Source organism: Haloferax mediterranei ATCC 33500 (genome assembly GCF_000306765.2).
In the GTDB taxonomy this organism is placed as follows: domain Archaea; phylum Halobacteriota; class Halobacteria; order Halobacteriales; family Haloferacaceae; genus Haloferax; species Haloferax mediterranei.
Genome location: NC_017941.2, coordinates 460,096 through 477,567 on the forward strand (window position 1 = coordinate 460,096; position 17,472 = coordinate 477,567).

Annotated in this window: 18 protein-coding genes; 6 read left to right on the top strand and 12 right to left on the bottom strand. The window is 61.4% G+C overall.

The window, feature by feature from the left end:
- Positions 1 to 162 precede the first annotated feature (162 nt).
- Genes HFX_RS02425 through HFX_RS02440 form a run of 4 tightly spaced genes read right to left on the bottom strand, consistent with a single transcriptional unit; the run spans position 163 to position 2,647 of the window.
- Positions 163 to 828 (bottom strand): cytochrome c biogenesis protein CcdA, encoded by a 666-nt coding sequence (locus tag HFX_RS02425; RefSeq protein WP_004057843.1) that lies wholly within the window; start codon positions 826 to 828, stop codon positions 163 to 165.
- Complete coding sequence (locus HFX_RS02430; RefSeq protein ID WP_004057841.1) at positions 825 to 1,367, bottom strand: TlpA family protein disulfide reductase; 543 nt, start codon at positions 1,365 to 1,367, stop codon at positions 825 to 827. The genes HFX_RS02425 and HFX_RS02430 overlap by 4 nt, the downstream gene beginning before the upstream one ends.
- Positions 1,368 to 1,370: 3 nt before the next feature.
- A complete protein-coding gene (locus HFX_RS02435) occupies positions 1,371 to 2,060 on the bottom strand; it encodes an SCO family protein (RefSeq protein WP_231512926.1) in 690 nt (229 codons plus the stop codon).
- Positions 2,057 to 2,647 carry a plastocyanin/azurin family copper-binding protein gene (locus HFX_RS02440; protein WP_004057838.1) on the bottom strand — a complete coding sequence of 197 codons (591 nt, stop codon included), beginning with the start codon at positions 2,645 to 2,647 and terminating at the stop codon, positions 2,057 to 2,059. Before HFX_RS02440 ends, HFX_RS02435 begins: the two co-directional genes overlap by 4 nt.
- Positions 2,648 to 3,021: 374 nt before the next feature.
- Here HFX_RS02440 and HFX_RS02445 point away from each other — a divergent pair, with 374 nt between their 5' ends.
- Genes HFX_RS02445 through HFX_RS02455 form a run of 3 tightly spaced genes read left to right on the top strand, consistent with a single transcriptional unit; the run spans position 3,022 to position 5,985 of the window.
- Positions 3,022 to 4,287: a multicopper oxidase domain-containing protein gene (locus tag HFX_RS02445; RefSeq protein ID WP_004057837.1), complete on the top strand. Its 1,266-nt coding sequence runs from the start codon at positions 3,022 to 3,024 to the stop codon at positions 4,285 to 4,287.
- Positions 4,288 to 5,556 (top strand): ZIP family metal transporter, encoded by a 1,269-nt coding sequence (locus HFX_RS02450; RefSeq protein WP_004057836.1) that lies wholly within the window; start codon positions 4,288 to 4,290, stop codon positions 5,554 to 5,556. It begins immediately after the preceding gene.
- Positions 5,557 to 5,574: 18 nt separating this feature from the next.
- Entirely contained in the window at positions 5,575 to 5,985 is a 411-nt protein-coding gene (locus HFX_RS02455; protein ID WP_004057835.1) for a plastocyanin/azurin family copper-binding protein, read from the top strand.
- Between the two features lie 56 nt (positions 5,986 to 6,041).
- On the opposite strand, the gene HFX_RS02460 is transcribed toward HFX_RS02455, so the two are convergent.
- The 6 genes from HFX_RS02460 to HFX_RS02485 form a co-directional block, all read right to left on the bottom strand.
- Positions 6,042 to 6,743: a glycosyltransferase gene (locus HFX_RS02460; protein ID WP_004057834.1), complete on the bottom strand. Its 702-nt coding sequence runs from the start codon at positions 6,741 to 6,743 to the stop codon at positions 6,042 to 6,044.
- Between the two features lie 87 nt (positions 6,744 to 6,830).
- Positions 6,831 to 9,611, bottom strand: a complete 2,781-nt coding sequence (acnA, locus tag HFX_RS02465; RefSeq protein ID WP_004057833.1) for an aconitate hydratase AcnA — start codon at positions 9,609 to 9,611, stop codon at positions 6,831 to 6,833.
- A gap of 167 nt (positions 9,612 to 9,778) precedes the next feature.
- Positions 9,779 to 10,198 carry a DUF7539 family protein gene (locus tag HFX_RS02470; RefSeq protein WP_004057830.1) on the bottom strand — a complete coding sequence of 140 codons (420 nt, stop codon included), beginning with the start codon at positions 10,196 to 10,198 and terminating at the stop codon, positions 9,779 to 9,781.
- 79 nt (positions 10,199 to 10,277) lie between these two features.
- Positions 10,278 to 11,714, bottom strand: a complete 1,437-nt coding sequence (locus HFX_RS02475) for an RtcB family protein (RefSeq protein ID WP_004057829.1) — start codon at positions 11,712 to 11,714, stop codon at positions 10,278 to 10,280.
- Positions 11,715 to 11,847: 133 nt separating this feature from the next.
- A complete protein-coding gene (locus HFX_RS02480) occupies positions 11,848 to 12,225 on the bottom strand; it encodes a hypothetical protein (RefSeq protein WP_004057827.1) in 378 nt (125 codons plus the stop codon).
- A gap of 86 nt (positions 12,226 to 12,311) precedes the next feature.
- Complete coding sequence (locus HFX_RS02485) at positions 12,312 to 12,572, bottom strand: glutaredoxin family protein (protein WP_004057824.1); 261 nt, start codon at positions 12,570 to 12,572, stop codon at positions 12,312 to 12,314.
- Between the two features lie 255 nt (positions 12,573 to 12,827).
- Between HFX_RS02485 and HFX_RS02490 the strand changes: the two genes are divergently transcribed.
- Positions 12,828 to 14,249, top strand: coding sequence for a sugar porter family MFS transporter (locus tag HFX_RS02490; RefSeq protein ID WP_004057822.1), 1,422 nt, complete (start codon positions 12,828 to 12,830; stop codon positions 14,247 to 14,249).
- A 132-nt stretch (positions 14,250 to 14,381) separates the two neighbouring features.
- On the opposite strand, the gene HFX_RS02495 is transcribed toward HFX_RS02490, so the two are convergent.
- Entirely contained in the window at positions 14,382 to 14,807 is a 426-nt protein-coding gene (locus HFX_RS02495; protein ID WP_004057819.1) for a CopG family ribbon-helix-helix protein, read from the bottom strand.
- A 258-nt stretch (positions 14,808 to 15,065) separates the two neighbouring features.
- Here HFX_RS02495 and HFX_RS02500 point away from each other — a divergent pair, with 258 nt between their 5' ends.
- Both HFX_RS02500 and HFX_RS02505 read left to right on the top strand, forming a co-directional pair.
- The gene (locus tag HFX_RS02500) at positions 15,066 to 15,563 is read left to right on the top strand and encodes a winged helix-turn-helix domain-containing protein (protein WP_004057818.1); all 498 of its coding nucleotides are present in this window, start codon (positions 15,066 to 15,068) and stop codon (positions 15,561 to 15,563) included.
- 230 nt (positions 15,564 to 15,793) lie between these two features.
- Complete coding sequence (locus HFX_RS02505) at positions 15,794 to 16,762, top strand: C-terminal binding protein (RefSeq protein WP_049917439.1); 969 nt, start codon at positions 15,794 to 15,796, stop codon at positions 16,760 to 16,762.
- A 24-nt stretch (positions 16,763 to 16,786) separates the two neighbouring features.
- Here HFX_RS02505 and HFX_RS02510 read toward each other — a convergent pair whose 3' ends face one another.
- Complete coding sequence (locus HFX_RS02510; RefSeq protein ID WP_004057815.1) at positions 16,787 to 17,470, bottom strand: DUF6663 family protein; 684 nt, start codon at positions 17,468 to 17,470, stop codon at positions 16,787 to 16,789.
- Positions 17,471 to 17,472: the final 2 nt, after the last annotated feature.

The following is a 17,472-nucleotide window of genomic DNA, read 5'->3' on the forward strand; positions in this document are numbered from 1 at the left end:
AGATGTCTCTACAGCAATCCAGTTCTTCAGACACGAAATGAGCTGAAACAGCTGGTCGCTGCAAAGTGTGGACTGAGCGCTGGGTTATATGCCAGGTATATTGAACTCCGAGACCAATCTGCTGAACAGAGCGCGCGAATGCAGTATGGGTTCCTAACCGAATCAGAGCGCTACCACCACCTGCCAGATTCCCGCGCTGACGAGAACCACACCGGCGACTGCATCGAGATACCGCTGTCGTCGCCCGAGCCAGTCCAGAAGCCCGCTGTGGCCTACCGCAATCGCGACAGTCGCACCGAGGAGGAGCACGCCGAAGCCGGCCGTGTACGCGCCGAGAACGACGAGCGCCGGGGCCGGGGGGAACGTCACTGCCCGGAGGACAATCGCCAAGAACACCGGAGCCACACAGCCAGCGGCGGCGATAGCATAGCCCCCGCCGAACAGCACGAACCCGAGTTTCGACGACCGACGCTCGGGCAACTGGACGTGGAGATTCGGGCTGTAGCCGACGAGGACTACGCTCCCGAGCACCAGCAACCCGACGCCAACGAGCGGTTCGAGCACACCGAGTACGGGTTCGATTGACTGCCCGACGAGGAGTATCCCCGCCGATAGCAGGGCGAAGACGACCACGACGCCGAGAAATGCCGCACTCCCACGGACGAGAGCGCCCATCACCGGAACATCCGCTTCGGTATCGTCGTCGACGCTCGACACGTAGTAGCCGACGTAGCCCGGTAGCAGCGCGTACGCGCACGGCGAGAAGAACGTCGCCACGGCCGCGCCGAGTGCGAGCGTGGCCGCACCTGCGGTCTCAGCACCAATCATCCGCCACCTTCCCCACCGGCCTCGGTGATGTGGTTGACGATGGTCTCCGCGGAGTGTTTGCCCTTCGCGGTCCACGTGACGACGTTGTCGGCATCGAGGATAGCCACCATCGGGACGGCGCTTGCACCGAGGGCTTCCGTGAGCGCGAGGTCCTCGTCGGGTGCGACGGGCCAGTTCCCGTCGTGTTCGACCCACCACTCGCGTATCTCCTCGCGGGTGACGGCGTGTCCGAGCGGCTCGTTGGTCACCGAAACGAACTGCACGTCGTCGCCGACCCGGTCGTACGCCTCTCCGAGCGGCGTCATAGACGCAGCACAGACGTCACACCACGTAGCGAAGAATTCGACGAGCGTCACGCGGCCCGGTTCGGGGACCGTCAACGTCTGTTCAGGACTCCCGGGAGCGTCGACTGCCGTCAGCTCGATGGGGTCGACGCAGTCCGTCCCGCTGCCGAGAATGTCGGTTCCACTAACGGCGTAGGCACCGGTACCTAACGTTGCTGCGCCCGCGAGTCCGGCGAGGAGGTCGCGACGGCGCATTGTTCACACCCCGACGAGCGCTTCGACATCCTCGATGACTGTCGTCGGCTTCGGTGGGTCTCCGGCGTACGCCCGCTCGACGACGCCCTCGTCGTTCACCAGAAAGATGAGTCCGGTGTGGAGAAACGGCATCTTGGCACCCTCTTCGTGTTTGTACGCCTCGCCGAAGGTGTCCTCGACGACGGCTCTGGCTCGACGTTCCGACTTCGGTCGCATGAGATAGCAGTTGCCGAGGTCGTAATCGAAGCCGCGTTCTGCGCCCCACGATTTGAGCCGTTCTGGTGTGTCGTGCTCCGGGTCGAAGGTTATCGCGCCGAGTGCGATGTCGTCTGTGAATCCGGCTTCCGCCGCTCGGGCTTGGACCTGCACCAAGTTCTGGCCTAAGTTGAGACAGATGCCTTCACAGCGCGTGTAGACGAACGTCAGCAGGAGATGTCGCTCGCCGACGAAGTCCGTGGTCGTGACCGGTCGGTCGGAGACGACTCCGGGGACCGTCACTTCCGGGAGTTTCTCGCCGTAGACTGGGTACGGGAGGTCGGCTTCTTTGAGGTTCTTGTAGTTGTCCGGCGGAGCCAACGTGACGCCCTTCGGTCGATTCTGTCCGGAGAGACACCCGGATACACCGGTAATTGCCGCTGCACCGGCCGTCTTCAGCACGGTTCGTCTACTGACGGGCGTTGTTGGAGTAGTCATGGTTCTTCCGTGGACGTGGTGGCCTCGTCCGAGAGCAACGAGTGCGTCTGTTCGTTCAGTTCCTCGAGTCTGGTTCTCGCGATGCGCGGGAGTTCCGACTGGGGCGGTCGGAGCGCCGGTTGTGCGTCCGGGTCGAGTTCGGGGTTCCCGACGACAATCCGCCCGACATTACCAATCTGTTCGTGCGCCGTACAGACCGCTTGGGTGTCGACGTAGTCGTACACACCGGGCGTGTCGAACGTCCACTCGAAGGTTTCACCGACGGCGCTCATCGTCTCGCTGGCCCACGGCTCGGCGTCGGGCGGAATTCGGTTCGGACCGTACGTGTCGGGATGGTACGCCGTCGAGTCGTGGTCGCCGGATTCCAGCGTCCAGACGACCGTTCCACCGACCGCGACGTGTGTCAGGCGGGGTTCGAACTTCGGTGTCGGCCGCGAGGTCATCGTGACCTCAACCTTAGAGGGGAGACCAGAGCGTCCCCCTTCGGACGGCGCCCCCCCGAGACAGCCCCCGAACGCTCCCGCGGCGAGTACGCTTCCGCTCGTCGCGAGTAACCGTCGCCGCGAGATGGATACTTCGTCGGTCATCTGTACACGTTGATATTGCCGCTCTCCCCCGAATAAGAGGCACAGCAATTCCGAGGTCGGGAGAACAGTATCGAATATGTTCGTCGGCATATGATAAGCGAGGTTGGCGATAGAATGGTGGTGAGAAACCGGATGCGAAGTCAGACAGCGACTCTTGCACCGGTCCACCACCTTGCGTGCCGAAGCGGAGCGTCTGAAACTCGAACCGGAACCCAAAACGACTCCAACTTGCAGTCTTCCGGTTTCGAACTACTATTTCGTTTGGGGTGTGCTAGCAAGCCTTTTGATTAGACGCGTCTAATCTAGGGTATGAATAGCCCAAACATGGCTGATGACCTGACGGGTTTCACCGACGTGAACGCGAGGCGACGAACATGCCTTCGCTAGATTATTCGAAAGCAGCAGACCTCACGGAGACGTTAGAGCGGCGATTAGCTGATTCCCTCGACCCCGATTTTACAGTCAGTCGGCGTGCTGTTCTCGGTGGGCTCGGTCTCGCTGGCGGTGCGGTACTGACGGGTCTCGGTCGAGCGGACGGCGACCCTCACGCAGGCAGCCACGAAGACAGTTCCCACGGAAAATTCGGCACCGTTGGGGAATACCGAAACCTCGACTTCGACCCGCACGACTTTCTCACGCAGTTCAACACGGGTCGTGGGGAACAGGCGAACGTCCCGCAGGACATCTACGAGGAGAACGGTCGAACTGTCCGCGAGTTCGAGTTTACGGCTGTCGATACGACAGTCACCGTCGCACCGGGTATCGAGTTCCCAGCGTGGGCGTACAACGGGCAGGTTCCCGGTCCGACGCTTCGGGTGGTCGAAGGCGACCTCATTCGACTGAAATTCTCCAACTTCGGGCGACACGCACACACCGTCCATCCGCACCTGCGGAACCTCAACCCGCGGATGGACGGCGTCCCAACGAACGGGCCGGGCGTCATCGACACGGACGAATCGTTCACCTACGAGTGGATTGCCCAACCAGCGGGGAGCCACTTCTACCACTGCCACTCGCTCCCGCTGAAAGAGCACATCCACCGAGGTCTCTACGGGTCGATTATCGTCGACCCCGACCCCGAGCGCGTCGCCGACCGTCCCGAGGAGTACTGCGAGTTCCACTCCTCACAAATCACCGATGAACTCCGTGAATCACTCGTCGCGGAGGCCAAGACCCGGAACCACGAGTACCCGGAAAACGACGCCGTCAACGAGATGGTGATGGTGATGAACGGGTTCGACACGAACTTCGACGGCGACAACGAGGTCTACGCCGTCAACACCCGCGCATTCGCCTACGGCGTCGGCCAAACCGACGGTAACGGTAACTGGCAGGCCGGCGAGACGAAACACCCGATTCAGATTGATAAGACGAAGCGCCAACGGGTGTATCTCCTCAACATCATCGAGTTCGACCCCATCAACTCGTTCCATACGCACTCGCAGTTCTTCGACTACTACGACCACGGAACGACGCTGACCCCGACGCTGAAGAACGTCGATACGGTCATGCAGTCTCAGGCGCAGCGGGGAATCATCGAACTGGACTACTCGACCCACGAGTCGGGACTGTACATGTTCCACGCCCACCAGTCGGAGTTCGCCGAACTCGGCTGGATGAGCTTCTTCGAGGTGGTCTAAATGGGGCGCAAAAACACCGACAGCGGAGCGAAAGCGAGCAACCCGAACACCGACGGCGGAACGGGCGTGACTCGAACCGAGCGTCCGCTGGGGCTTCCCCGATGGGTCGCGGCACTGCTTCCGCTTGTCCTCCTAGGTCTCATCGTGGGTGGATTCTTCGCAGCCACACCGTTCGCATCGCTCGATACCCGCGGCGAACCGCTCCCCGACGTGACGGTGACGCACACGACGCTCCCGAACGACGAGACGGTCGTCGTCCACGTCACGAACAACGGGCCGGACGCGGTGACCATCTCGCAGGTCCTCGTCGGCGAGGCGTACTGGAGTTTCGACGTTCAGGGCACGGATGGTGACAACACGCTCGCGCCCCGCGAGAGCGCACAAGTCGTCATTCCGTACCACTGGAACCCCGGTTGGGACCTCGAAGTCGCATTGCTGCTTTCGGACGGGAGCACGGTCCACCACACCATCGTCGCACCCAGCGAGTCGCCGGGGCTGACGACTGACCTTCTGCTGACGATGGCCGTCGTCGGCCTGTTCGTCGGTGTCATCCCCGTCGCGCTCGGAATGCTCTGGTTCCCGTTCTTGCAGTCGATGAGCGACCGGTGGCTCCATGCGATTCTCGCCTTCTCGGCGGGCATCCTCGCCTTCCTCGCCATCGACGCGGGGTTCGAGGCGTTCGAACTCGGAGAACAGGTACCCGGCGCGTTCGAGGGAACGGCTCTCGTCGCGCTCGGTATCATCGGCGCGCTGCTCGCAGTGCAGTCCGTCAGCGCGTGGCGGAAAGAGAGAGCGGACGCCGGTGATTCGCGCGCACAGAGCGGACTGTGGGTCGCCTACCTCGTCGCACTCGGTATCGGCCTGCACAACCTCGCCGAGGGGTTGGCAATCGGGAGTTCGTTCGCACTTGGTCGCGTCTCACTCGGCGCGTTCCTCGTCATCGGCTTCATGCTTCACAACGTGACCGAAGGCCCGGCCGTCGTCGCACCCATCGCGCGCGGCGAGCGCCCGCACATCGCGCACTTCCTCGCGCTCGGCGTCCTCGCGGGTGCACCCGTCATCGTCGGTGGGTGGCTCGGCAGCCTCGCCTTCTCGCCGACGCTCGGGGCGTTCTTCCTCGCCGTCGGCGTGGGCGCAATCCTGCAGGTCATCTGGGAACTTCGCGGGATGATTCGCCGCAGTGGACGGGTGTCGTCGGCGCTGAACCTCGTTACGTTCCTCGTGGGACTCGTCGTGATGTACGTGACCGACCTGTTCGTCGCACTCTAACCACTGGGGCCTCTCACCATGAACCGACGACGACTCCTCCGACTCGGCGGCGCGACGCTCGTCGCAATGATTTCCGCGGGCTGTTCGGCCACCGGCAGGTCTGGCGGGGTGAAGCGCGTTTCCATGACCGACGACTTCGGCTTCGACCCGGAGCGTCTCACTGTTAGCACCGGGACCACGATTCGGTGGGTAAACGACAGCGATATCGTTCACACGGTAACGGCCTACGAAGACGAGATTCCAGACGACGCCACCTACTTCGCCAGCGGTGGCTTCGAATCGGAGCGGGCCGCACGAAACGAGTTGACTGGCGGGCTGATTGGTCCGGGAGGTGCGTACGAACATACCTTCGACGTTCCCGGTACCTACGAGTACTACTGCATCCCGCACGAGAGTTCGGGGATGGTCGGGTCCATCGTCGTCAAATAATCCGGTTCTCAGGTAGTTCGTGACGGAATCTCGTCCGGGTGGTTCGTGACGGAATCTCACCTAGGTGGTCCGCGGTGATACCCAAGCACGTTCAGAACCCGGTGAACCGGCTGGATAACACCGACCGACCGACCCCACCGATACAGTCGCCGACGGAGCGACCCATCCATGACTGTCGCGTATCGCTTCGGATACTCCGTCTTGAGTCGGTGTTCGAGGGCCGGGTCGAACGCCGTCCGCGGGACTGACGGATGTCGCATCTGCATGGTCTCCTCGAATCGACAGCCGCCGTCGGCATCGCGTTCCATTCGCCAGCCGAACTCTACGTCTTCGCGCCACTCGGAGAATTCGCTTCGGAAGCCACCGACCGCAAGCGCCTCTTTTCGCCGCACTGCGAGATTACACCCGACGTAGTGCCGTGATTCGGTGTTCCGACAGCCGCCGTAGACCGGCCCTTCGAGACAAACGAGGTCCGGGTCGTTCGCAAATTCGCGGTGAATCGTCTCCAACCACTCCGGTGGGGGTGTGGTGTCGTCGTCGGTCAGCGCAACCACGTCTGCGTCCGCTGTCTCCAGCCCGATATTGCGGGCGACGGACCGGTCAACCGACGCGTCGTCGACGACGAGTATCTCGTAGGGTTCCGAAAGCGTCTGCTCGCGGAGGTGTGCGACCGTTTGGCTGTGGTCGTGCGTGGGGACCGACGGGATGACGACGGAGAGGGCTGGCTCAGCCGCGGATTTCGCATACCGGACCGGCATGTTCTATGGTACCACGCCATCGTAGAAGTAGTTACTCGACCAGCGCGGATTACGAAAAAAGGCCGACGACCGGGGGAAGGAAACGACTCAGTCCTGCGTCAGCAGGCGACGGAGGACGTAGTGGAGGATACCGCCGTTTTCGACGTATTTCACCGCGGCGGGCGTGCCGACCTGCGCGGTGACGGGGAACTCGACGGTCGAGCCGTCGTCTTTCTCGGCGACGACAGTGAGTTCGTCGTTGACTTCGAGTCCGTCGTCGAGACCGAGAATGTCGAAGTGTTCGGACCCGTCGAGTCCGAGCGATTCCCACGAGTCACCCTCGGCGAACTGGAGCGGCAGGACGCCCATGCCGACGAGGTTGTCGCGGTAGATGCGCTCGTAGCTCTCTGCGATGGTCGCTCGGACGCCGAGGAGGTCGGTACCCTTTGCCGCCCAGTCCCGACTCGACCCAGTCCCGAACTCGACGCCCGAGAGGACGACGAGCGGCGTTCCTTCTTCGCGGTAGCGCTCGCTCGCTTCGAAGACGGTCGTCTCTTCGTCAGTCGGGTGGTGGATGGTGTAACCGCCCTCGACGTCGTCGAGCATCTGGTTCTCGATACGGACGTTGGCGAACGTCCCGCGCATCATCACCTCGTGGTTCCCGCGGCGGGAGCCGTAGGTGTTGAAGTCGACGGGGTCGACGCCGTGGTCCATGAGCCACTGTCCGGCCGGGAGGTCGGGACCGAACGGTCCGGCGGGGCTGATGTGGTCGGTCGTGACGGTGTCGCCGAGCGTCAGGAGACAACGGGCGTCCTCGACGTTCGAGACGCCGGGTTCCTCGAGCGGGAAGTCCTTGAAGAACGGCGGTTCGCGGATGTAGGTGGATTCGTCGTCCCACTCGTACACGTCGCCGGTCGGGGCTTCGAGCGCCTCCCAGCGCTCGTCGCCTTCGAACACTTCGGCGTACTTCTCGCGGAACATCGACGGGTCGATGCTGTTGTGAATCGTCTCCTGGACTTCCGTCGTGTCCGGCCAGATGTCGGCGAGGTAGACCGGTTCGCCGTCCTCGTCGGTACCGAGCGGGTCCGTTTCGAGGTCGATGTCCATCCGTCCCGCGAGACCGTAGGCGACCACGAGCGGCGGGCTAGCGAGGTAGTTCGCACGAATCTTCGGGTGGATGCGCGCCTCGAAGTTTCGGTTGCCGCTGAGGACGCTCGTCGTCCACAGGTCGTGTTCGTCGATGGCGTTCTCGATGGGTTCGGGGAGTGGCCCGGCGTTTCCGATACAGGTCGTACAGCCGTAGCCGACGACGTCGTAGCCGAGTTCTTCGAGGTACGGCAGGAGTTCGGCTTCCTTCAGGTACTCCGTGACGACTTGGCTGCCGGGTGCGAGGCTCGTCTTGACGTAGTTCGGTACGTCGAGACCCTTCTCAAGTGCGTTGCGGGCGAGGATACCCGCAGCGACCATGACGGAAGGGTTCGAGGTGTTCGTACAACTCGTGATGGCGCTGACGACGACGCTCCCGTGGCCGATTTCCGCCTCCGTACCGTCGTCCATCTCCACGGTGACCTGTTTCGTCAGCGGGTCTAAGTCGGCTGCAACTTCGGTGGCCGCGGCACCGCCGTCGGTTCGGCCGCCGTCGCCAAGCCAGCGTTCAAGTTCGACTTCGTCGACATCGCCGAGGTCGTCTTCGAACTCGCGGTGGACGAGTCCGCGGAAGTGCGTCTTCATGTCTCCCATGGGGACGCGGTCCTGCGGGCGCTTCGGTCCGGCGAGGCTCGGTTCGACCACCGAGAGGTCGATATCGACCGTTTCCGTGTACTCGGGGTGTTGCTCGCCAAAGAGACCCTGTGCGTCGAGGTACTCGCGGACGAGTTCGATGTGTTCCGGGTCGCGGCCGGTGAGTTCGAGGTAGTCCAGCGTCGCCTCGTCGACCGGGAACACGCTGATGGTCGACCCCTGTTCGGGTGCCATGTTCGAGATGGTCGCCCGGTCGGGGACAGAGAGGTTCCCGACGCCGGGTCCGAAGAACTCGACGAAGCGGTCGACGACGCCGACTTCGCGGAGTTGCTCCGTGACGTGCAACACGAGGTCGGTCGCGGTCGCGCCTTCCGGTAACTCGCCTTCGAGTCGGACGCCGACGACCTCGGGGAGCTTCATCGTAATCGGTTGGCCGAGCATCGCGGCCTCGGCTTCGATGCCGCCGACACCCCAGCCGACGACGCCGATACCGCCAATCATGGGTGTGTGGCTGTCGGTGCCGACGAGGGTGTCGGGCAGAAGCCACTGCTCGTCGCGCCACTCGCGGTCGTGGACGACCTGTCCGAGGTGTTCGAGATTCACCTGGTGGACGATGCCCGTTCCCGGCGGGACGACGCTGAAGTTGTCGAAGGCGTTTTGCGCCCACTTGAGAGCCTTGTAGCGCTCGGCGTTGCGCTCGTACTCCAGTTCGACGTTCTTCTCGTAGGCGTCGGACGAGCCGAAAAAGTCGACCTGCACGCTGTGGTCGATAACGAGGTCACAGGGTACTTCGGGTTCGACGATACTGGGTGCCTCACCGGCGCGGTCCGCGGCGGAGCGGAGTGCCGCGAGGTCGACGACCGCGGGGACACCAGTCAGGTCCTGTAACACGACGCGAGACGGCGTGAACGGGACTTCGACGTTCGGCACGTCGGGTTCCCACGATGCCGCATTTCGGACATCCTCCTCGGTGACAATGTCACCGTCGACATTTCTGAGCACAGATTCCAGTAGAATTCGGATACTCACTGGGAGTTTGTCGAGGTCACAAAGACCCTGTTCTTCGAGAACAGTCAGGTCCGCCATCTTGTACGTGGTGCCATCGTGTTCGAACTCACGGATGGCTCCGAACGAATCTCCATCGGGCATTGTCCGCACGTACGCACCCCCACGGCTTGAAACAGTAACCCGTTCTCACGGCGTCAGAATCGTTTGTGAGAGCGTGTGAGACAATCGATATCAGTGCATCTGGGTTCCTGTCGAGAAGCAGGGCTCTCGAACCGGTGGCAGCGGCAGCACACAGACCTGCCTGTTCCTCACTCTTCGATCGACCCGCCGTTCACGACGAACTCGTCGACCTCTGTCTGGAGGTGTTTCCGGACGCGTTCGCTGTAGTCCCACAGGAGGTCGTTGAACTGTTCTCGTTCCGGTTCGGTGAGGCTGTCTCCGCCACGGGACCACTCCACTGGAATCTCCGGGTGTCTCGTACAGACGACCGAAAGTGGGTGGTTCTTGGGATGTCCAAGGACGATTTCGTACTCGTCGACGCCCCAGAGTCCGTTCCCGCCGTCGGCGACGAGTTCCGCGTCGATATCGTCCAGAAGCTGTCGCTCCTCGGCTGTGACCGCGGCGTCGTCACCGGCGAATAATTCTTGGTAGGCCCGGTCACGAGCCGTGTAAATCCACCCGTCGAGTTGGTCCCGGGCGTATTGGAGGAGTTGTCTGTCAGCTTCCATGGGTGTATAGAGGGACGCCGGGATGATAGGAGTACGCCCGCGACGACCGGTTTTCTGTTCGACTGTTCGCAAGTGAAATTCACCCTTTGATGTTCGCGAGCGGTGCCGTTCGGGCGACTCTGGTTCCAATACCGAGCGCGTCGCTCACACGAACGACCTCGTCGATGTCCTTGTACGCGCCGGGTGCTTCTTCCGCCAGCGTCCTGCCGGAGCGTGCTCGGACGAAGATACCGCGGGCGCGCAGCGCCTTCTTGAGTTCGCCAGCGGAGTACTCCGTTCGCGCCTCCGCCCGTGATAATTGGCGACCAGCACCGTGGGCCGTCGAACCGAAACTACGCGCGAGTGACTGTGGCCCGCCAACGAGGATGTACGAGTGTGACCCCATACTCCCCGGGATGAACACTGGCTGGCCGACGCTCCGGTATGCTTCAGGAATCTCGGGCCGACCGGCCGGGAATGCCCGTGTCGCGCCTTTTCGGTGGACGAGAAGCGTCTTCGTCTCTCCATCGACGGTGTGTCGCTCTTCTTTGGCCATGTTGTGACACACGTCGTAGACGAGTTCGACTTCCGTGGTGTCGAAGAGGTCGTCGAACACCTTTCGGACCGCCTGCGTCAGTGCCTGTCGGTTAGCCCATGCGAAGTTGGCGGCGGCGTTCATCGCGTTCCAGTACTCGTCGGCGAGGTCGTCACCGAGCGGGGCGTAGACGAGTTTCTTGTCCGGAAGCGACTCGGCGAGAGACCGATATTTGCGTTCGAACGCGCGGAGATAGTGCGAATACGTCTGGTGGCCAAGGCCGCGCGACCCCGTGTGAATCATCACGACCACGTCGTCGGTGTCGATACCGAACGCCGCGGCCGTCTCGGTGTCGTATACGTCGGTCACGCGCTGGACTTCGAGGAAGTGATTTCCCCTCCCGAGCGACCCGACCTGATTGACGCCGCGTTTGAGTGCCTCGGTTGGGACCGCGTTCGGGTCGCTGGGAAGGTGCCCGTTTTCCTCACAGTGGTCGAGGTCGGTTTTGGTGGCGTGTCCGTTCGCCAACATCCACTCCAGCCCGCCTTCGAGAATGCCGCGCACGTCGGAGATGTTGGTGTCGAGGGAGCCGCCTTCGGCAGCACCCGTGGGAATCGTCTGGTAGAGGCGGTCTGCGAGAATAGACTGCTCGCTCACGATGTCTTTGTACGTGAGACCGGTTCGAAGCAGTCGGACACCGCAGTTGATGTCGCCGCCGATACCCCCCGGACTAATGACGCCGTCGTCCGCGTCAACCGCGGCGACACCGCCGATAGGGAAGCCGTCGCCCTGATGCCCGTCGGGAAGGACGAGCGAGAACTTCTGGATACCCGGCAGCATCGCGACGTTTTGAATCTGTGTCAGCGTGCGGTCGCCCTCGGACTGCATCTCTTCGACGAGCGATTCCGATCCGTAGACACGCGCTGGGACGCGCATCTCCCCCGTTCGCCCGATTTCGTACACATTCGCTTCGATTTCGTTGAGTTCGACCACGAGACCCACCGAGACTACATATGGTAACGAGGCCCATAATCATTCGTGCGGACGCGTCGTTCACAGACGCTTACTGACACGATTTCTTCAGTCAGATACTTGCTGACACGACTATCTCAGTCAGGTGCTTGCTGACACGACCTCAATCGACGACGAGGAGTCGACCGCGGTAGGTGCAGTAGTACCCGGCGAACTGTTTGTAGAACTCCGGGAGAACCTCCGTTTCGAGGTCTGAGCCGGTATCAACGACCTGGAGCGTCGCGTATTGAGCGTCGTCGAGAGCGGCATCAACGACGGTCGGAACGGGGGTGGTTCCAGTGAGTTCGACGAATAGCGCACGGAACGTCGCCGCGACACGGTCGAAGTACGCCGCCGTCGGTTCGAACGCTCCGAACCCGTCCTCTTCGAGGTCGTCGTAGGTTCGCCGGACGAGTTCGTTTCCGTCGGAGAGACCGTACTCCGCGAGGGCCGTGATTGTCGTCGAACAGGGAACTGCGTCAGCTTGCAGCGGGTCAGTCATGTGGGGTGCCTCCACATTATGATAAGGCGTTGATGATTATGTAGGCAAGCCGGTCGTGCGGGCGGTCCGCATCGAACCGAAACGGACTACCCCTGCGCTGCGGCCAACTTCTCGCGGAGCCGGTCCGGGTCGACCTCGAATTTGAATGCCGGTCGACCGTCGATGTACACGTACGGGACTCTCTCGCCGTACTTCGCCCGTAGTTCTTCGTCGGTATCGACGTTTATAAACTCGATATCGACCGGAACGCCTTCCCCTGCGGCTACCTTGCGGATGGTCTCTTCTGCCTCGTCACAGAGCGGGCAGTGGGTTCGAGTGTAGACGATAATCGGGACGGCGTCGCTCATCAACAAGTCTCGCTACCGCGAGGCCATGAGCCTTCTTGTCGAACTGGACAGAATTAACTCACTTTGTAGTATAAATTGTAATCATCTTTGGAAAATTATATGTAAATATGATTTCTACTAGCACTAACGCCCAAACCCCCACTACGTACTGCGATTTTAGAATTTACTACAAAGATGATTATAATGTAAGTATGTTGATTATATGTCGGAGGTATTCTAAATGAGGAGTCTGAATGTCACGGTCGAGTACGATTTATGATAGACGATACTGACTCACCTGGTGGTGGTGGTAGTCGAAACCGGTTCGTCTACGTGACGGCCGCGCTTGCCGCCCTCAATGGACTCCTGTTCGGGTTCGACACGGGCATTATCTCCGGCGCGTTCCTGTACATCAAAGACACGTTCACGATGAGTCCATTGGTGCAGGGCATCGTCGTCAGTGGTGCGCTCGCAGGCGCTGCCCTCGGTGCCGCTCTCGGTGGGTATCTCGCCGACCGTTGGGGTCGAAAACGGCTCGTCCTCGTTAGCGCCATCGTCTTCTTCGTCGGGTCGTTGGTCATGGCCATCGCACCGACAGTCGAGATACTCGTCCTCGGACGACTCATCGACGGTGTCGCAATCGGGTTCGCGTCCATCGTTGGCCCGCTGTACCTCTCCGAAATCGCCCCGCCGAAGATTCGCGGATCGCTCGTTTCGCTGAACCAACTCGCGATTACCGTCGGCATCCTCTCGTCGTACTTCGTCAACTACGCCTTCGCCGACGCCGAGCAGTGGCGCTGGATGCTCGGTACCGGAATGGTTCCGGCGCTCGTGCTCGCCGTGGGGATGGTGTTCATGCCCGAGAGTCCGCGCTGGCTGGTCGAACACGGTCGCGTGTCGGAAGCGCGTGACGTGCTTTCCCAGACCCGAACTGACGAACAGATTCGCGAGGAACTCGGCGAAATCAAAGAAACCATCGAACAGGAAGACGGGAGTCTGCGCGACCTCCTCGAACCGTGGATGCGCCCGGCGCTCGTCGTCGGCGTCGGTCTCGCGGTGCTTCAGCAGGTCACCGGCATCAACACGGTCATCTACTACGCACCGACGATTCTCGAATCGACGGGCTTCGAGTCCTCTGCGTCCATCCTCGCGACGGTCGGCATCGGTGTCGTCAACGTCGTGATGACTATCGTCGCAGTCGTTCTCATCGACCGAACCGGTCGTCGCCCGCTGCTTTCGGTCGGTCTGGGTGGGATGACGCTCACACTCGTCGCGCTCGGCGCGGCCTTCTACCTCCCCGGCCTATCGGGTATGGTCGGTTGGGTTGCCACGGGAAGCCTCATGCTCTACGTGGCGTTCTTCGCTATCGGTCTCGGCCCGGTGTTCTGGCTCCTCATCTCCGAGGTGTATCCGCTGAAGGTCCGTGGGACGGCGATGGGTGTCGTGACCATCTTCAACTGGGTTGCGAACCTCGTGGTGTCGCTTACCTTCCCGGTCATGGTCGGTGCCATCACGAAAGCCGGAACGTTCTGGGTCTACGCGGTGCTCAGTGCCGTGGCACTGGCGTTCACCTACGTGTTCGTTCCCGAGACGAAAGGGCGGTCGCTGGAGGCTATCGAGGCGGACCTTCGCGAGAATATGCTCGGTCAGTCGGATGTGGGTGCACCGGAGGGCGTCATCTCCGGTGACGACGACTGATAGGAACTATCGTAGCCAACCGTCCGTTTCGCCTGTCGGGAACCGACACCGTGTTCTGGTTCCCGAACAGGAAATCGCCGCACCGCTCCGACAATTCCTCTGAATACCGGAGCCAACTAACCCGACCGAGGGTTACTCTTCGACGATACCCGTGAACTCGTCGACGGGCATCACGGAGTAATCGACGCTCAGGGTGTCTCGGGTCGCCCGAATTTTTCCGACGAACGTCGAGATATCCGAGAGCTGTCCTTCGAGGACGAACAGTTCCATGCAGTAGTGGTTGCCAACGTGGTTGTGGAAGTTCGATTTAACAAGTCCTTCGTACTCGTGTCGAAGACCCATCATTCGCTCCTCGACGGCCGTCGTCTCGTAGTCGAAGATGACCGTGACGACTGCCATCAGGTCGCGGTCTTCGAGTTTCTTGTCTTCGAACTCTCCAAGAAGATTTCGTGCTGCCTCTCTGACGACCTCACTTCGTCCGGTGTAGCCGTGTTCTCCGGCGAACGAATCGATGCGCTCCAGAAGTTCTTCCGGCATGGAGACGCTGACAACGGTCATATATTAAGACAGACGCATCAATATATTAAATATTGGTATCCGGCTGTGTCGGGTGTTTACCCCTTCGACACCCACCATGACAATTTAAAGTAAATTTATTGACATCTGTCGCTTCCGGAAAGTTCCCCCAAACACGGGGGTAAGGGCTGTCATGCGATTGATTCTCTTTCAATAACCTCCACAGTTTTCAGCAGAGATAACTAAGACGAACTGTTGATATAGGAGAAGCGACCAGTCACAAATCAGTCGAATCCTCGTATGGCGACAACATCCGAACCCGGACTCTCCGAAACTCGAATCCACGAGGTACTGAGTAACGACCGCCGTCGGATGGCAATCGAATTCCTCCAAGACGGAGACCTGACGCTTCGCGAACTCTCAGAACGGATTGCGGAGGCCGAAACAGGAGAGTCACCTCCGCCTCGAAACATCCGACAGAGTGCGTACGTTTCGCTCCAACAGACACACATCCCGAAGCTTGTCGAGTTGGGAATCGTCGACTACGACGACGAGTCGAAAATCGTTACGCTGGCTGAGGCTGGCGATGTGACGGTCTATATGGAGGTCGTCCCCGAAGGCGAACTGTCGTGGAGCGAGTACTACGCCGCGCTCGCCGCGCTTGGTCTCGTCCTTATGATTGCAGTCGTCGTCGAGGTCCCGATTATCTCGGCAGTCGGTGCACCGGTACTCGCCTCGCTGGTCTTTGCCGTTCTCGGTGGCTCTGCGGTCTACCAGCGGTGGTCACAGGAGAACTAACTACGTGATAATACCGCTCACCGCTGCGTTGCGGGAACACTGACGTTCGGGTTCGCCGCAGGAGAGACAGACTCGCGTGTCGCCGCTATTCGTTTCTACTTTCTGTACCTCGATTCGGTCCTCGTTGTTCTCACTTCTGCGAACTCGTCTATCATCATCGACTGTCGTACCTATCCCCTGAGAATCCCAGACACAATCAAGTAGTCCCGGATAAAATCATTTACTCGAATATGAGTTATCACGTCGTGCTCAGTGACTTTCATATGGTAGACCCAGCGCACCAGCGTCGGGTCCTCGGCGACGTTGCCGAGGTAACCGTCGCCGAGCTCGGGTCGGAAGCTGCACTGGTCGAAGCGTGCCGTGACGTCGATGCAGACGCCGTCGTCACTGACATCAACACGCCAGTCACCGCCGATTCGCTCGCCGAACTCGACCTGCAGGTCGTCGCTCGTGCGGCCGTCGGCTTCGACAACATCGACGTGGACGCGGCCGCAGAGCACGGCGTCGTCGTCACCAACGTCCCCGCCTACTGTACCGACGAGGTCGCAACCCACAGCGTCGCTCTTCTGTTGTCGTGCATTCGTGCGACGCCTTCGTACGACCGCGCGGTTCGCGCCGGCGACTGGCCCGCGACGCCCGGGCGCGACCTCCATCGCATGATGGGCCGGACGCTCGGATTTCTCTCGTTCGGAGCCATCGCCCAGCGAACCGCAGAACTGTGTTCGGGATTCGGCCTCGACTTCGTCGCCTACGACCCGTACGTCGGCGACGACGTTCTCGACGAGTACGGCGTCGAGCGCGTCTCGCTCGACGAACTCTACGACCGGGCCGACTATCTCTCGGTCAATGCTCCGGCGACACCGGAGACGCGCGGCATGGTCGATTCGGACGCCTTCGATGCGCTCTCCGACGACGCTATCGTCGTGAACACCGGACGCGGCGAGGTCATCGACGAGGACGCGCTCGTGGATGCCCTCCGCGAGGGTGACATTGCGGCGGCCGGACTCGATGTCTTCGAGAAAGAACCGCTCGCTGCGGACTCGCCACTACGCGAACTGGAAAACGCCGTTCTCTCGCCTCACGCCGCGTGGTGTTCGGTCGAAGCCAAAGCCGAGGTGAACGAACAGACCGCCTCGGACATCAAGCGCGTTTTCGCGGGCGAAGAACCGACTGCGAAGGTCGAACCGGAGTGGGACTGACCCTGCGCAGTGTTTGACTCGCTCTCAGCAGTAGGTCTCGCGCATCGTTTCGGCGAACAACCCGTTTCTGTCGAACGCGATGGCGACGAGGATGAACTCCGCATCCAGCGGGCGTAAGACGAACACCTCACGGGGTGCGTCGGGTATCTCGGGCGTTTCCGAGCCGTCGGCGTCCGGGGACTCGGTGCTAGCTTCACTGCCGAGTCGGTCGAGAAGCGGGTCGAGCGGGAGGACGCCATCGCTGAACTCGTCGAACAGGTCGCGAGCGCCCGGTTGTTTGGCAAAGGCGTAGAGGACTGCGTTCGGGTCGCCGTCGGTGCCGTACGTGACGCGAGAGCCAATCGCCTCACCGTCGGCGGTCGCTCGCCACGTCTCTCGGGCGGCCTCGAACAGGTCCGTTGCGGCCCCGATAAAGCGGAACCGCGTTCGGTCGACGAGCGACACATCGGCGAATCGCGGGTCGCCGTCTTCCCACATTACGGTCGCTTCGACCTCGTTTCCGGATTCGAGCGACGAGACGGTCTCTGCGAGGTCGCCGTCGTACCCGGTCCGTGGTACGTAGGTCGGAGAAAACGCATCGTCAACGTCGACTGCGACGGTCGGGTCGGCCCAGTCGACGGGTTCTCCGGGGAGTTCGAGCAAGAGGAGTTCATCTCGCTTGCGCGGGCTTCGGTAGACCCTGAATCGACCGACCGTCGTAACCTCCATAC

What these genes read in the sequence shown, in the direction of transcription:
- HFX_RS02440 (WP_004057838.1), bottom strand. Translation starts at nt 2,647, where the DNA reads ATGACCGACGAAGTATCCATCTCGCGGCGACGGTTACTCGCGACGAGC.
- HFX_RS02500 (WP_004057818.1), top strand. Translation starts at nt 15,066, where the DNA reads ATGGCGACAACATCCGAACCCGGACTCTCCGAAACTCGAATCCACGAG.
- HFX_RS02510 (WP_004057815.1), bottom strand. Translation starts at nt 17,470, where the DNA reads ATGGAGGTTACGACGGTCGGTCGATTCAGGGTCTACCGAAGCCCGCGC.
- HFX_RS02480 (WP_004057827.1), bottom strand. Translation starts at nt 12,225, where the DNA reads ATGACTGACCCGCTGCAAGCTGACGCAGTTCCCTGTTCGACGACAATC.
- HFX_RS02505 (WP_049917439.1), top strand. Translation starts at nt 15,794, where the DNA reads ATGAGTTATCACGTCGTGCTCAGTGACTTTCATATGGTAGACCCAGCG.
- HFX_RS02460 (WP_004057834.1), bottom strand. Translation starts at nt 6,743, where the DNA reads ATGCCGGTCCGGTATGCGAAATCCGCGGCTGAGCCAGCCCTCTCCGTC.
- HFX_RS02425 (WP_004057843.1), bottom strand. Translation starts at nt 828, where the DNA reads ATGATTGGTGCTGAGACCGCAGGTGCGGCCACGCTCGCACTCGGCGCG.
- HFX_RS02445 (WP_004057837.1), top strand. Translation starts at nt 3,022, where the DNA reads ATGCCTTCGCTAGATTATTCGAAAGCAGCAGACCTCACGGAGACGTTA.
- HFX_RS02470 (WP_004057830.1), bottom strand. Translation starts at nt 10,198, where the DNA reads ATGGAAGCTGACAGACAACTCCTCCAATACGCCCGGGACCAACTCGAC.
- HFX_RS02450 (WP_004057836.1), top strand. Translation starts at nt 4,288, where the DNA reads ATGGGGCGCAAAAACACCGACAGCGGAGCGAAAGCGAGCAACCCGAAC.
- HFX_RS02495 (WP_004057819.1), bottom strand. Translation starts at nt 14,807, where the DNA reads ATGACCGTTGTCAGCGTCTCCATGCCGGAAGAACTTCTGGAGCGCATC.
- HFX_RS02485 (WP_004057824.1), bottom strand. Translation starts at nt 12,572, where the DNA reads ATGAGCGACGCCGTCCCGATTATCGTCTACACTCGAACCCACTGCCCG.
- HFX_RS02430 (WP_004057841.1), bottom strand. Translation starts at nt 1,367, where the DNA reads ATGCGCCGTCGCGACCTCCTCGCCGGACTCGCGGGCGCAGCAACGTTA.
- HFX_RS02435 (WP_231512926.1), bottom strand. Translation starts at nt 2,060, where the DNA reads ATGACTACTCCAACAACGCCCGTCAGTAGACGAACCGTGCTGAAGACG.
- acnA (WP_004057833.1), bottom strand. Translation starts at nt 9,611, where the DNA reads ATGCCCGATGGAGATTCGTTCGGAGCCATCCGTGAGTTCGAACACGAT.
- HFX_RS02490 (WP_004057822.1), top strand. Translation starts at nt 12,828, where the DNA reads ATGATAGACGATACTGACTCACCTGGTGGTGGTGGTAGTCGAAACCGG.
- HFX_RS02455 (WP_004057835.1), top strand. Translation starts at nt 5,575, where the DNA reads ATGAACCGACGACGACTCCTCCGACTCGGCGGCGCGACGCTCGTCGCA.